16 protein-coding genes and 1 pseudogene are annotated in these 12,965 nt (G+C 38.6%); 9 read left to right on the top strand and 8 right to left on the bottom strand.

Annotated elements, in window-relative coordinates; genetic code table 11:
- Positions 1 to 11 precede the first annotated feature (11 nt).
- A pseudogene (locus tag M1D90_RS10830) lies at positions 12 to 137 on the top strand (hypothetical protein); the annotation flags it as partial.
- A gap of 374 nt (positions 138 to 511) precedes the next feature.
- Here the strand turns inward: M1D90_RS10830 and M1D90_RS10825 are convergent.
- The gene (locus M1D90_RS10825; protein ID WP_025811315.1) at positions 512 to 1,168 is read right to left on the bottom strand and encodes an SMI1/KNR4 family protein; all 657 of its coding nucleotides are present in this window, start codon (positions 1,166 to 1,168) and stop codon (positions 512 to 514) included.
- The gene (locus M1D90_RS10820) at positions 1,165 to 2,829 is read right to left on the bottom strand and encodes a T7SS effector LXG polymorphic toxin (protein ID WP_145685474.1); all 1,665 of its coding nucleotides are present in this window, start codon (positions 2,827 to 2,829) and stop codon (positions 1,165 to 1,167) included. The genes M1D90_RS10825 and M1D90_RS10820 overlap by 4 nt, the downstream gene beginning before the upstream one ends.
- A 280-nt stretch (positions 2,830 to 3,109) precedes the next feature.
- Here M1D90_RS10820 and M1D90_RS10815 point away from each other — a divergent pair, with 280 nt between their 5' ends.
- Positions 3,110 to 3,226 carry a response regulator aspartate phosphatase gene (locus M1D90_RS10815; RefSeq protein ID WP_023857323.1) on the top strand — a complete coding sequence of 39 codons (117 nt, stop codon included), beginning with the start codon at positions 3,110 to 3,112 and terminating at the stop codon, positions 3,224 to 3,226.
- Between the two features lie 137 nt (positions 3,227 to 3,363).
- Here M1D90_RS10815 and M1D90_RS10810 read toward each other — a convergent pair whose 3' ends face one another.
- The 5 genes from M1D90_RS10810 to M1D90_RS10790 form a co-directional block, all read right to left on the bottom strand.
- Positions 3,364 to 4,509: a serine hydrolase gene (locus tag M1D90_RS10810; protein WP_145624836.1), complete on the bottom strand. Its 1,146-nt coding sequence runs from the start codon at positions 4,507 to 4,509 to the stop codon at positions 3,364 to 3,366.
- An 858-nt stretch (positions 4,510 to 5,367) separates the two neighbouring features.
- Complete coding sequence (locus M1D90_RS10805; RefSeq protein ID WP_025811311.1) at positions 5,368 to 6,033, bottom strand: flagellar brake protein; 666 nt, start codon at positions 6,031 to 6,033, stop codon at positions 5,368 to 5,370.
- 360 nt (positions 6,034 to 6,393) lie between these two features.
- The gene (locus M1D90_RS10800; RefSeq protein ID WP_025811310.1) at positions 6,394 to 6,858 is read right to left on the bottom strand and encodes an SMI1/KNR4 family protein; all 465 of its coding nucleotides are present in this window, start codon (positions 6,856 to 6,858) and stop codon (positions 6,394 to 6,396) included.
- A 105-nt stretch (positions 6,859 to 6,963) separates the two neighbouring features.
- Positions 6,964 to 7,242 carry a YwqI/YxiC family protein gene (locus M1D90_RS10795; RefSeq protein WP_025811309.1) on the bottom strand — a complete coding sequence of 93 codons (279 nt, stop codon included), beginning with the start codon at positions 7,240 to 7,242 and terminating at the stop codon, positions 6,964 to 6,966.
- A 3-nt stretch (positions 7,243 to 7,245) separates the two neighbouring features.
- Positions 7,246 to 7,635 carry a YwqH-like family protein gene (locus tag M1D90_RS10790; RefSeq protein ID WP_033155122.1) on the bottom strand — a complete coding sequence of 130 codons (390 nt, stop codon included), beginning with the start codon at positions 7,633 to 7,635 and terminating at the stop codon, positions 7,246 to 7,248.
- A 334-nt stretch (positions 7,636 to 7,969) separates the two neighbouring features.
- Here M1D90_RS10790 and M1D90_RS10785 point away from each other — a divergent pair, with 334 nt between their 5' ends.
- The 4 genes from M1D90_RS10785 (at position 7,970) to M1D90_RS10770 (ending at position 9,720) form a co-directional block, all read left to right on the top strand.
- Positions 7,970 to 8,248, top strand: a complete 279-nt coding sequence (locus M1D90_RS10785; RefSeq protein ID WP_020451784.1) for a hypothetical protein — start codon at positions 7,970 to 7,972, stop codon at positions 8,246 to 8,248.
- A 128-nt stretch (positions 8,249 to 8,376) separates the two neighbouring features.
- A complete protein-coding gene (locus M1D90_RS10780; RefSeq protein ID WP_125897639.1) occupies positions 8,377 to 8,559 on the top strand; it encodes a hypothetical protein in 183 nt (60 codons plus the stop codon).
- 98 nt (positions 8,560 to 8,657) lie between these two features.
- Entirely contained in the window at positions 8,658 to 8,945 is a 288-nt protein-coding gene (locus M1D90_RS10775; RefSeq protein ID WP_020451786.1) for a YozQ family protein, read from the top strand.
- Between the two features lie 520 nt (positions 8,946 to 9,465).
- On the top strand, positions 9,466 to 9,720 hold the full coding sequence (locus tag M1D90_RS10770) for a YciI family protein (protein WP_101560992.1): 255 nt from the start codon (positions 9,466 to 9,468) through the stop codon (positions 9,718 to 9,720).
- A gap of 339 nt (positions 9,721 to 10,059) precedes the next feature.
- Here the strand turns inward: M1D90_RS10770 and M1D90_RS10765 are convergent, their stop codons facing one another.
- Positions 10,060 to 10,332, bottom strand: a complete 273-nt coding sequence (locus tag M1D90_RS10765; RefSeq protein ID WP_254114970.1) for a hypothetical protein — start codon at positions 10,330 to 10,332, stop codon at positions 10,060 to 10,062.
- Positions 10,333 to 10,604: 272 nt separating this feature from the next.
- Between M1D90_RS10765 and M1D90_RS10760 the strand changes: the two genes are divergently transcribed.
- From M1D90_RS10760 to M1D90_RS10750, 3 genes are all read left to right on the top strand, one after another.
- Entirely contained in the window at positions 10,605 to 11,042 is a 438-nt protein-coding gene (locus tag M1D90_RS10760; RefSeq protein WP_020451788.1) for a hypothetical protein, read from the top strand.
- A gap of 96 nt (positions 11,043 to 11,138) precedes the next feature.
- The gene (locus M1D90_RS10755) at positions 11,139 to 11,990 is read left to right on the top strand and encodes an SMI1/KNR4 family protein (protein ID WP_149169609.1); all 852 of its coding nucleotides are present in this window, start codon (positions 11,139 to 11,141) and stop codon (positions 11,988 to 11,990) included.
- A gap of 165 nt (positions 11,991 to 12,155) precedes the next feature.
- Positions 12,156 to 12,800, top strand: coding sequence for a DUF1796 family putative cysteine peptidase (locus tag M1D90_RS10750; RefSeq protein WP_020451790.1), 645 nt, complete (start codon positions 12,156 to 12,158; stop codon positions 12,798 to 12,800).
- The last annotated feature ends 165 nt before the right edge of the window (positions 12,801 to 12,965 follow it).

Genomic DNA, 12,965 nt, shown 5'->3' with positions numbered 1-12,965 from the left:
CGAGAGGGTAGATGAAAAAGAGGGATCAGCATGAAAAAAAAACAATGTCTGTTCTAACCGTGGCAGCAGCACTGACAGGCTCTCTTTCCGGCTTTGGGGCGGCGTCCTTTTCAACACCGACAAACACCGTAACTGAAGGCGCGCAATCCTGCATAGACTTCAGCCGCTCCTCCTGTGAAGCTGACGACCTTCATTATCATACGATACATCCGAGTTCACACTTGATAAGGGAAAGGAGCGTCTCCCATTTCGGCCAATAAAAAAGCGGCCACCAATCAGCTGCACAATATCCGTGTGCAAAAAATCAGTGTCCGCAGGCTCTCCTTCTTGGACTCAGGTATACGTTCGTTTTCTTGTCTCTATCGTATGACAAAATGGAATAGAAAAAGTCCCCATTTTATCCCCCTTTTTGTCGGATTTTTCTCGGACTGGAACATAAAAAAACCTTGAAAGGCAATAGCCAATCAAGGTTTTGGTGATTTCAGCAGTATTTCTCTTTAATTTTCCAATATTAATTATCTTTGACAATCGGCTCTAAACTCAGCACCGTACCAATGGGTCCTAATTTTTCAATTAGTTTCTTTGCCTTTCCATATGGGAATCTCTCCATTAATAAATAAGGGGGATTTTTTGAACCCTTTAGTAGGTCCGCTGTTGAAATCTCAATACCTAATATATTCTTTATTTTTATTAAATCTTTCAATCCTCCATCAAGAGGCTTCGCTAACACTATATTGCATGTATCAGGTGGCTCACTTATTGTTTTCTGTTCCGATTCCCTTATAATACAACCGCTATTCACCCATTCAATAAAATCTGAAGTGATTACAGTAGCATGGCTTGGATCCATGTCTCCAGAGTCAACAATCAATACTTCTGTTTCCTTTTCATTTTGAAGCATTAAGAAAACATTACCTCCGCCATCATCTCCAATAGCAACATATCCTCTTGCATATTCATCTACTTCCCATGTCTCGTTTCTTTCCACAATATCTTCTGTACCATAAATAGCCACCTCACCACCAATTGAAAAACCATTTGTATTTCTTAATAAATCCTTATATACATTTGGTAATTTAGCTTGTAGAATATCTTCTGACTCTTGAATTTCACTTTCACTTGCTGGAGTATTTTTTATCAAATCTGAAACCATTGATAAATCAATCACTTTACAAAACCTCCCAAACCATCGAAATATTTATATGCATCCTTCATTGCTTTTCGGGTAGCTTTTTGATCAACACCTGCTTCAATCATTTCCCTATAACTCACATTAAATTCATAACGTATGTCAGTATTAAATCCCTCGATTTTTCTTCGCTTTCTTTGCATAGAAGAGATTTTTGCGTGTGAAAGCCCCGAGCTTGACGGGAGAAGTATTGCGGATGCTTTCTTTTCGTTATAATCAAATCCACCTTCTTTAGCCCATCTTTTCGCCCACTCATTTTGTATTGGGTGGTGAGACTGTACTCGATTATCAGAACCAATATTTTTGTTCCCTGGTGCACGATTAACCCCTGGGCTTAAATAGCCATGTTCATCAACATCTTCCTTGAGATATCCCCCTGGCCTTTTAGCAGTACTGGTCGAAACCCTTTTCGCCGTCTTCGCACCTTTATTCGCTTTGAAAACATATTTTCCTACCTTGACTACTTTAGTAGCGGGTATGACAGAAACACCGGACAGGATACGGTCAGTGACGGATAGTTTTTCACCAGTCACAGGGTCAACACCTGTTATCGCTCTATAACCATCATAACCACCGGACAATTCTCCAACTGTGTCTTTAGCCCAATCAAGAGCTTTTTCAATGTCGCTTTTCTTCACTCTGCTTTCCGGTATACGACTGACAAGTTCGTATTTCACTTCACCGCCGGATATGTATTTTCGGACAATTTGACCGTTTGAATAAAGCATGTACGAACCGCCGACGAAGTCCTTGCCTGTACCGATTTCATCGGTGACATCGACAGAACCGAGCTTTTTGTATCCCTTCATATTATATACTTTGCCTTTGATGATGCGAATACCTGTATCAATCTTTTTAAAATGATCTGCTTTGGTAAGTGAATCGACTTCAGATTCTTCTTGATCGGACAATTTTTTTAGCATGATTTCCATCGGCGAAGGCTCAGCATTTTCTAACTCTCCCTTTAAACCGCCGACCGGACCGTTAATGTTTGTATTCTCATCCGGTTTTAAAATTGAGCCTTTTTTATAGCTTGTGATCTCGATTTTGGGGCCTGTGTACATTTTCTCAAGCTCTGTGATGTATTTTTGCATCGTTTCAAGGTCTTGTTCAGCAGTTTTAAGAGCGCTTGTCTGTTCGCGGTCAAAAGTGTGCAGCTTTTCAATTGTCTGATTGATTTCCTTTAATGCTTTCCTGTTCTGTTCGTGAAAATCGCTGTCATTCAAATCAGGCAAATCGACGATGTGGCTGACTTTTGCGATCGAGGCATTTGTTTTAGATACCAAACGCTTCGTTGTGCGGTCGGCCGCATTCACCCCTTGTTCCAGCTCGTGTTCGAGAAAGGACTGTGCAATAAATCCGTTGTGGTTTGGTTCTAGGGAATTCAGCGCGCTTTTCAATTTCTTCAGCGTGGAACGATATTCCACTATGAAAGTATCATAGAACCGCAAAAAAGGAGTGTGGCACTCCTCGTAAAAGGCGCGGATCGCGTCTCCGCCTTTTCCTTTTAAAGCATCATCAAGTGATGTAATACCCTCTACGGCTTTTTTGACTTTGGCGAATTCATCAGATTGATGTTTTAATTGTTCCAGCGTTTGATCAATGGCTTTGTGCAACGCCTGAACGTCAAGAGTTTTCATAGCATTCTCCTCTAATACTAAAGTGACATACCACGAAATATTTTACCACTTTATAGAAAAGAATTGGTGAATAAATCCTGTCAATCCATGAAAACGAATCTTATTGAGTAGGTCTTAGACCCCTGACACGTTCAACTTGTTATTTTCAAATGCCAAAAAAGGAAAATCATTGTCAAAAAATGATCCTTTATGTAAAATGAATCATATGCAGAAAAAGGAAAAGACCAGACATTAATTTTTTGAATATTTAAAAACAACTATATGAAAGGATGCTGGGGCATTGGAAGCTAAAGTTGCGTTTGAGAAAGTCGGTAAAATGCTTAATGATTGGTATTGCTTTATTAGACAAAACAATATTCAAAATGCTACTAAACTGCGGGAAGCACTTCAACATTGATAAACTCTTTACGCTGCGTGTCTCTATTAAGATGAGAGTAAACAGCTAAGATTATTGATTTCGAGAAACCAAGAATTGAAATTATATTTTGGCAAAATACGGCAAAGATCGCGAGCGTGGTTTCCGATGGGGGATAGTCATGAAAGTGAACCAGGCAAATCTAAAATAGATAATTCTTTTTTGATATGGGCGCGGAATTTAGAGTCTTTTAAAAATTTCAGCAGGAACCCATTCATATTTCGAGAAAGTTTTGCTTTCTCGACTGGAGTTAAATCATTTGCAAAAAATGCAATATCTGTCTGGTTTCCATCTTTATCTGTCGCATACATTGCAATTGTAAGAATAAACGCGGTAGATCCTCCCTTTTGTCCCGCATGAACAAGCCATTCACAATTGTTTGGATTTCTCATTATTTGTTCCATTACTGGATCAAGATATTGATATACACTTTCACTAAAATATACTTTGCTATTTAGCTTTTTCATAATAGATACATAATCTCTAGTCGTTGATCGGGGCAAACGGTCGGACCAAATTTTTTGAAAATCATTGTCCAAAGTTTTTCTTAATTGTTTTTTTTCTTGATCAGTTAGTGGTTGGCTCAGCCATCTATTATGAATTTCAATCGCTTTATTACGGTATTCATGCATATCCATGTTTTTCATTACTTCTAGGACTTCTTTTTTCGATAAGTTCTTTTCATTCATCAGTTGGGCAGGTATATAAAGTGCACTTACAATGGGATACATAGGCTCATGCTTTAACATATCTAAGCTCTTTGGAACATGATTGATGTTTTGAAGCCCCAGCACCTCAATTAAGTATTCAGTATTTGCATTAGAACTGTAAGCAATCATCCCGTTGACTACCTCACATAATGGAACACGATCTATCTCTTTGTCTTTTTTCAATTGAATAATCCAAGCCTCATGCGCACCGCCGTCTGTTTTTGGGATATAGAAATTCTCTAATTCCTTTAATCTTACTTCTTTTTGCGGATCGATTTTTCCTGCTGCTGCTTGTTGTGCATATTCAATGGCTAAGATGATTTTCACAGTACTTGCCAGAGGGAGTTGTTCGTTTACGTTAACATCAACCCAATTCTCATCGTTGTGTTTTATGGATAATGAGACATTCCCGCTTCCTGATTTTGCTTTAACAAACTGTACAATATACTCTGGATTTAACTTTTTTATTTCCCTCCGAAACATAAGAATACCGATTGCTATTACTAAACCAAGAGAAATTATTATACCTGCAATAATCAATAGTGCAATCTTCAATTTAACACTCCCTATAATGTTCAAATTACTATAGATACGAATTAAATAATGTTAGGTTTCAATTTCCTTCACACCAGCTCTTATGGTACGCAGTCCAGAAACCGTTCTTCTCAGGATTTCTGGGCATCATGGTCCATCCGAATGACACGGCCATCATCACGTTGATACTTAAGCTGGAATCACCAGTCCACCGCTTTTAAGAATAGCAAACGTTATTTCTGCCTTTTTGATAATCTCCGGGTTTCTCATCGTAATCTTCCTTTTAAAATAAGCCATCCCAAACGGCCTTTTTTAACTAAGTCTTGATCGGTTTTAATTTGTCATCAAGCAATTTCTCAACCTTTTTTCAATTCGTATTCGATTCTGCCAGACGAGAGCTCACAGAAATCTTACGACCGCCTTTTTCTACTGGTGTTTGGTGCTTTGCTTCAAAAAAGAAGTTTTTCAGCAAATTAAAAAGCCCTTTTTCTTCATTAGCAGAAGAAAAAAGGCTTCTCTTTTTTTTCGTTGGTTCAGCGGTCGCGACCATTGAATCCCGGTTATGTCACCTTTTTTGATAACGCATTCCAAGCTTATGCGACGAGAACTCAAGCTTCTTTTTTGACCTTGAAATCGGCCGGCGCAGCCTAGGATTCCACTGCTTCACCGACGATGTTGCTTGTCGATCTGCCGTTTTCATGCAGAATATCTGTTACATATGAAGGCTCACTACACTTCAGTGCAGTTGATGACTTCTGTTGGCAGAGTTGGACGCCAACTTGCCAACAGATTTCCATAAATGTATATGGCGGGGACGAAACATCTCTTCTGAATTAATTGAGGGATATCAGGCAGATCACTGTATTCCTAAACTTCCATTCATTCAGTTTTCAATTTCCTTCTTTCTGTCAATTGCAATTTTATGCAATAATGTACAAGGGTTTGCTCATCATGTTCATTCATCTTGATAAATTCAACTGTCATGAGCTGTTTGTTTGTTCTGCGATCAATGTAAGTGCGTTTAACTTGAGCATGGACGTCAATCACATCTTCATCATGTCCCTCATTTGGCAGATGGATACTTAGCTTCAAATCTTCTTCCGGTTCGTGTTTTTGCGTTTCTTCAATGATTAACGCAGCGCCTCCAGCACTGATATTTGCTGTATATGTTTTAAACATTGAGCCAGATCCATATGGGCGAACAGTGACGGGAAGCGTTGTATTGACTCTAAAAAATTGCCGTCTTTGAACTTTTTTCATTTGAACTTCTTCAGGTAAATACATATTTAGTACAGGTATATCCTGATAAATTTCCCGGCCTTTTATTACACTATTAAATTTATATGGGACTTGTTGCTCATTTATAAAATGAACTGTTACCGCTGTATTTGTTGGAATAATAACAGTTCTCCCCGTTTCTTCATCAACAGGATAATGCACTCTTAAAACATTGTCTTCAATAGATAGTACTTTGCTTTTCGCAAGGACATATTCTTGAATTTCGTTTTCAAATTCTATTGTTATAATATTTCCTAAAGATAACAATGGACATCACTCTTTCAATTCTACTTAATCATTATATCGGTACTATGACACATAATTTAAAAAAAGAAAAGAAGAAGGCATTGAAAGGCTACTAAATCTTACATACTGCATAGACTCAGCCGCTTCACCAGTAACCCTGACGATCTTCATCTTCATTCGATACATCATTTGATTATGGAAAGGTGTGTCCCCGGCATTAAAAAGCGGCCGCCAATCAGCTGCACAACATGTGCAAAAGATCAGTGTCCGCAGCCTCTTCGTCTTTGACTTAATATTCACGTTCGTTTTTCTTTTCTCTAGTTTTATCCCCTGAACATAAAACAAGCACTCGATCTGAGATAAGTGCTTGAATATATTAAATTATTCTTCATCGTCCCACTCTTCGTCTTCTTCCCAGTTTTCTTTAGACTCCTTAAGGTCTTTCATGAAAAACTCTAGAAAATTATGTGCAACAACATTTCCGTAACCTCCGTCATTAGCCCATACAATTACAGGACACTCTCCGTCTTCCATTTTATTTGTATCGAGGCAATAGGAGAACTCGTCAACATACTCTATTACAACTATCCCATCAGGTAAATTATAATATTTCCTATAGTCCTCAGTTTGCTCTACAACATAGGCACCCTCAAGGTCATATCCAAGTATCTCCACGCCGAAAATTCCACCTGAGCCATAGTTTTTTAAAAACCATTTATAACTCTCCGGGAATTCAACTTGAAGTGTTTCTTCGATCCACTTTATATTATTTTCATTCGTGCCTCCAGTAAATATTGCCTCATGTTTATTCTCTTCAATAAATTTACTTACTTTTGAGAATGTCATAAAATTATTCACCTCATCTGCTTTTCAATTTCTTCTGCTCTTCCAACGTTTGATCAATGGCTTTGTGCAACGCCTGAACATCAAGAGTCTTCATGGCATTCTCCTCTATTTTGTTTTCATCGAAGAAGCCAGCTGTTTGTCGGTGCCCTGCATTCCTTCGACTGCTGATTCCGTTTGGGCGGCTTGTTTTGAGAAGGCAGAGGCATAGGAAGAAGCGATCTTATGAATCGCCCGATTCAATTCCTCTATCTTCTTCGTCGCATCAAGCTGATTCTGGCCCTTGATATCTGTCGGAACCGATGCTTTCATTGAATGGCTGGAATGCTTCAAATTAGAAAGCTCTTGTTTGACTTCCCCAGTATTTACTTTTATTTCTTGACCCATTTTTCATTTACTCCTTGCTTCGCGCTTCGCGTTCTCAATCTTTTTCTCTAAAGAACGAACTTCCTGGCTGAGCGAGTGAATATCCTCTTCTAAAGATTTGATTCGTTCATCGATTTTGCTTAAAAGATCAGAAAGCTGTTTTCCGCTGATGTCATTGTAGGCAGTCTTCATCAGGCCTCGAATACGGTTAAAGGAGTCAGCAAGACTGCCTTGCCACGAATGAGACGACAACTGTGGTTCGGTGATCGTCTTTTTAGAATCAGAGAACTCCGTTTTGTCTTTTTCTAACTCTTTACGGCAAGCTTTCAGCTCTGTCAAAAATTCTTTCTTCATCGATAAATCAACTTTCATGATATCTAAAGCCAGCGTTTCTCCAAGTATTGAACCGATCATATGCAATACCTCGCTTCCCGAAAAATGTATGACAAAAGTAATGACCAACTAAGAGTTTACCACTATACGGAAAGGAATTGGTGAATAAATCCTTTCAACTATTCTTTAATCAAGAATTTCAAGCGCATAAAAAATACCGCTAATGAAACGGCTGCAAAAAGATAATTCAAAACTTATTTCTAAGCTAAACAACAACATCATGACTGAGAGCGCTTGTGATGTTTCTTGAAGCTGATATACTGCCTCATTTATGCGATCCGTAAGTTTTTCTGCTGCTCGGGTTAAATACTTTTCAGCAAATCAAGAAATACTGATGAAAAAGGTGGTGTCTTTTTTGGATTTTCCAATCATTCATACAAACTTTTGGGATGCTGTTATAGCAGTGCCAATTATTTTGATCGTCACACAGATAATTAAAATTTTTCTCAAGGTTCCCAAAAAGTATGTCCCATCAATTGCGATCGCACTAGGCTTAATCATATCTGTTTGCATAAGCCATCGACACAGCCTCATAGCTGGAGTATTTATGGGCGGATTCTATGGTTACGCAGCTATTGGTTCATATGCATCATTGAAAACAACCATTTCATCATATAGAAACAAAAAAACATAAACAGGCAGGAAAAATATATCCAGAGTTGAATTCGCTTTTTTTCCGCTTTTATCCCCCAGAGGAGGCGCCCAACCACATGTTCTTAAATACATAAGCCTTAATCATCGAATAGGAAGTTATCCTGTTTGATGTCTGCCATTGAAAGGATTGGCGTCGTTCCTGCTGCACGCCCGGTTTTGCTTTATGATTTTTTTGCGCCTGTTCTCTTTCCCCTAGGGTTGAAGATTGATTTCCCGAAAAAGAGAATGAATACCACCTCAACAGACACAATAAAAAGAGTTGATATTTCAGCACAATTCGCAAAGGAGTGAAACCATTGTATTGAATGATCATCAGACTAAAATGGTCTTCAGATGCCCCTGTCTAATTTTAAAGGAAACATAAAATTCAATAATATGGAGTGATAAACGTGACGCAAAAACATGGAGCAGACAGACCCGATGACTACAAAAGATTTTCTTCAGCAGACAAGGAATACGATTCTCAGCAATCGTTAGACAGCAATGCTAAGACAGAGAACGTTAATACTGAAACCGATAACAAAGAAAACATGAATGACAGCACGGATGTGGCAGGAAAATATTTTGACCCCTCGGATTATGAAGGAGCCACGCAGTTGGAAAAAGGATTGGCTGAAACTCATGAACAAGTCAGTGATGACTATTTTGAAGGAACGATCGATCAAAATCTGGATTAGTCATTTGAACGGCGGAACTAACTTAAAAAGTAAGTTAGTTCCGCTTAGATTAACAAAGTATCGATGTTCTCAAGTCCCAAATTAATCATTCAGTAAATCAAAAGTGATGGCCGAATGACAAGCTTAGTCTTTTTACTGCCTCATCTCTAGAATTCCCTCAATGATCTTGACAATTATAAAAAGATGATTGATCCCTCCTTAAAATAAAAAAGACACAAAGCAAACTCATGATTGCGCTGGTTTTGTGTCCGAGGATTCTCCATTTAAGACTAATATTTTTGTAAATATCTATTTTTTTATTCCCTGTTTCCCTATTAATATCCGTGTCACTCTTTTCATGAAATTCAAATCCCGTCTCCTTGGTCTTCCACTCCTTTACTTCAAAATCACTTTCAATCATTGCCAATGTGGCGCAATCGAAAGGAAAACAGCTACGCCTTCCGCCGATCGAACTTTTATATGAATCTTCTATATATTTGTGCTAAGATAAAGTCATCTTTTGACAGAAAGGCGTGCTACGATGAAAAAATATTTACTCATAACAACCAGAACCGAGAATTTTAAAGATCAATATGTGCCAGCCCATTATCAATTTTTGGACAGGCTTAAAGCCGAGAACCGCTTGGAAATGTTTGGCCCTTTCAGCGATGCTTCCGGGGGCGCTTATCTTATCAGCGCAGAGTCTCTCAAGGAAGCAACAGAGATCGGAAATTCTGATCCGATTGTTGACAGCGGCTCTTCAACACTTGTCATTAAAGAATGGCAGATTAAATAAACTATTTGGACATAGCCAACATAAGCCTCTCCAAACACGGGAAGGCTAATCTTAAACGGAAAATCTAGACCTGCGGGTCATTTTGAAATTACGGTAAAACCGTTTTTTCCCTATTGAAGGAGAATAATATAAACGGCCATCGACATTTTTTAAAATTCTTTGATTTTTCATGTTCCATATTTCTTTTCCTTCGTCGGTAGGACAAGAAGCTGTTTCTTGCAATCAACAATCTAGGGGGAGCCAAAGGTGAAATCGGCAGCCCCCTAGTCCCACGAATCAATTTTCTGAACAGTCACTTGCTGTTTATGATCAACTTTCCACCCATTCCTTCTATCCCTTTCACTGACTGCCATGACCGTCAGTTTTTTGTTTTTCATAGTTTTTGACAGTACCGCCTATCCCTTTCCCTTTGATCCACATGATCCCGTCTACATCTTTTTCATCTAGTAAACCAAGGAGCCTATTTGTTTTTCCGTTAATGGCTGCAGCTCCTGCATATTTGATTTCCCTATTGACACCGATAACGTTTGAAGCAAATAGCTCGTTCCAGCATTCATCATGCCCGGCAATCTGGGCTCCTGCTGTGTACGGATTAACATATTGGTATGTCAAGGTGATTCGATCTTTCTTTGGATCATTGACGCCCATTTAAATAAATTTTTTCAAGGGGAGTCTCTCGGCCTTCATCAACCCCTACAGCAAAAGTCAAACCAAGATCTTCAATTTCATGGCTGCTCGACCATCCGGTTAAAAAAAGTTGGAGAGGCTTTTACACCCTATCAAAGCCATACGCGATTTTTGGTTTTGTGCTTCTCCCTCAAAAAACTTCCATCTTTTTTAACTCATCTATGCTACAATAAAATGGAAAAAGGAGGGGGTTTTGAATGAAACGCTTTTTGCTGGTCATGGTGTTATTTTGTGGATTTTTCAGTTTTGGGAGCAGTGCTGAAGCTTATTCGTTCCCGCACAAGCTGAATCTTACGTTTACGGGAACTCATGTGGAGGACATTCCCTATAGCGACTCTAACGTTTCTCACTGGCATATTGGCTACAAGTTTACGATTTTTAATGCAGAAAACTGCAAAACAACGATTAAAATTCAGATGATGCATCTTTCCGGCAGGTTTATGAGTTTAAGCATTAAAGATTTTGAAGGGAACTGGCCTGATCGAACTGCTCAGGATGTCATCACATTGATGCCTAGGACTTACAGGCTTTATTTTGAGAATACCGAAGGTGAATGTAAAGATATTCGTATTAAAGGAACATACGGAGCTATTCCGCAAACGTATGATAATTTCTCGGTCTTCAGCCAAAGATAGCCGTTATAAAAGACTGCAGGAAGGCAATACAAGCATAAAGGCCCGAGCAGCATTTTGCATGATAGATACTGATATAAACGAATGTGGGGGTATCATTTGAAAAACTTTTGGATATACGAAGACGAAGATCCGTACACTTTAAAAAGCATATCAGAGAGAGGCATTCTGAAAGCTGAAAAAAAGTTAGGTGTGAGACTTCCGGAGGAATATAAAGCGCTTATTCTTGAACAAAATGGTGGCTATATCAATTTTAACGCCTTCCCTTCTGAACGGCCCACCTCCTGGGCTAAAGATCATGTCCAGTTTGACTACTTATTAGGCATAGGGAAAAAGGATGGAATTCTCGAGAGTAAAGCCTTTATTAAAGAATGGGGACTGCCTGACAACCTGGTCCTTATTCATGGAGACGGCCATACGTGGATAGCGCTTGACTACAGGGAGACGAAAGAAAATCCGCCCGTTCACTATTTTGACTCAGAATTTGAAGAGGATTTTAGATTAGCCGGCTCATTTGGAGAATTTCTCTCTAAACTTTATACAGATGACTCCATTGATGATGACCGCTGCGGACATACGGGAGGCATACATTCTGGGAATGCAGATATTCCCTATGTCTATTCGGAAGATGCCATCACAAAAGAAAAAGCGGAACAGATTCTGACTGAAAATTCGGCAGCCGATCTGTATCAGATTCATTACTACCCTATTGAAGGTTTGGATGATTTAAATTGGCTTCTGACAAAAATAAAAGAAAGCTCATTGATAGCAAATATTGACAATGGTGTCGAACTTGCCGTTGTTTTGGAATCTATTATTTCCCATCATAAAGATTTAATCCTTGATAACGAACAAACAAGAAGGCTGGTTTTAGACATTTCAGCTATTCTAAAGAATTTGAATGACTCTGTTATAGACATCCTTTTATTACAGATAAAAGATTCCCTTTAAAAAACAACTTTTACGTTGTTTTTTATTTATGTTTCCGCCCCATTCTTTAAACTCTCCTGTTCCGAGACCTCAATGTAGGCAACTGTTGTTACTCAACCCTTTTATAAAACATACAATACTAAATAATAGATTGTTGGAAATTAATCCACAAAAGGAGTTAAGATTATGAATTTGAATGATATAAAAGGAGACTATAATGCCATTTTCGGATTAGGCCACCTCTGTTTAACTGCTCTTCAGCTTAGGAAAAACAATTTAAGGCCGTATGCAGGTCCTTTAGACTGGGTCGGTACCTCTTCCCTGACCGAACTGAACCGTCTTTTAAAGAATCGCTTTTCAAATTTTATGGCACCCCAAAATCTAAGGGTAACAGGCTACTCAACAGGTGTTTATACTACTGACCGTTATATCTCTTTAACAGATGATTATTATCATGTCGATTCAGCTCATGATTTTAAAGCAGATAAAAATACACTCGAACATCTTGCCACATACAATGAAGTGATGGAAAAATTCAATAGAAGAATCAACAGATTTTATGAAAAGATGTCAACCGCTAATCGGATCCTTTTTGTCAGAACTAACGGAACCTACAAGGAGGCTCAAGAACTGGAGTCCGTATTATCGGATTTAGTACAAAACGACTTCAGGGTACTCCTTATCAATCACTCAAAAGTTAAAGGAATTGTCGAGCAGAATTGGCCATTAAAAAGAATATGCGCGGTTACACTTCCAGATCGTGAAATCTGGCAGTCTAATGATCATCTGTGGAGAGAAATGCTTAATGGCGTGAATTATATCCCCTTTTAATCAAAACTTATAAGCGACAGGAAAAGGTTATAACATCATCATAACCTTTTCCATACATACTCTTCTCTGAAAACTAAACCAAAAAGCTGGTCTTCAAACAGAAACAATTCCCGAAGAGCGGCCTTCTGAAGTCAAGCAAGGTAAGTTTATCACTGAATTTCAAAG

This window comes from Bacillus sp. JZ34 (assembly GCF_053903205.1).
Note: the sequence above shows the minus strand (reverse complement) of the source record. Positions and strands in the feature narration are given on the sequence as shown.

What these genes read in the sequence shown, in the direction of transcription:
- M1D90_RS10820 (WP_145685474.1), bottom strand. Translation starts at nt 2,829, where the DNA reads ATGAAAACTCTTGACGTTCAGGCGTTGCACAAAGCCATTGATCAAACG.
- M1D90_RS10790 (WP_033155122.1), bottom strand. Translation starts at nt 7,635, where the DNA reads ATGATCGGTTCAATACTTGGAGAAACGCTGGCTTTAGATATCATGAAA.
- M1D90_RS10750 (WP_020451790.1), top strand. Translation starts at nt 12,156, where the DNA reads ATGAATTTGAATGATATAAAAGGAGACTATAATGCCATTTTCGGATTA.
- M1D90_RS10770 (WP_101560992.1), top strand. Translation starts at nt 9,466, where the DNA reads ATGAAAAAATATTTACTCATAACAACCAGAACCGAGAATTTTAAAGAT.
- M1D90_RS10795 (WP_025811309.1), bottom strand. Translation starts at nt 7,242, where the DNA reads ATGGGTCAAGAAATAAAAGTAAATACTGGGGAAGTCAAACAAGAGCTT.
- M1D90_RS10760 (WP_020451788.1), top strand. Translation starts at nt 10,605, where the DNA reads ATGAAACGCTTTTTGCTGGTCATGGTGTTATTTTGTGGATTTTTCAGT.
- M1D90_RS10800 (WP_025811310.1), bottom strand. Translation starts at nt 6,858, where the DNA reads ATGACATTCTCAAAAGTAAGTAAATTTATTGAAGAGAATAAACATGAG.
- M1D90_RS10780 (WP_125897639.1), top strand. Translation starts at nt 8,377, where the DNA reads ATGTCTGCCATTGAAAGGATTGGCGTCGTTCCTGCTGCACGCCCGGTT.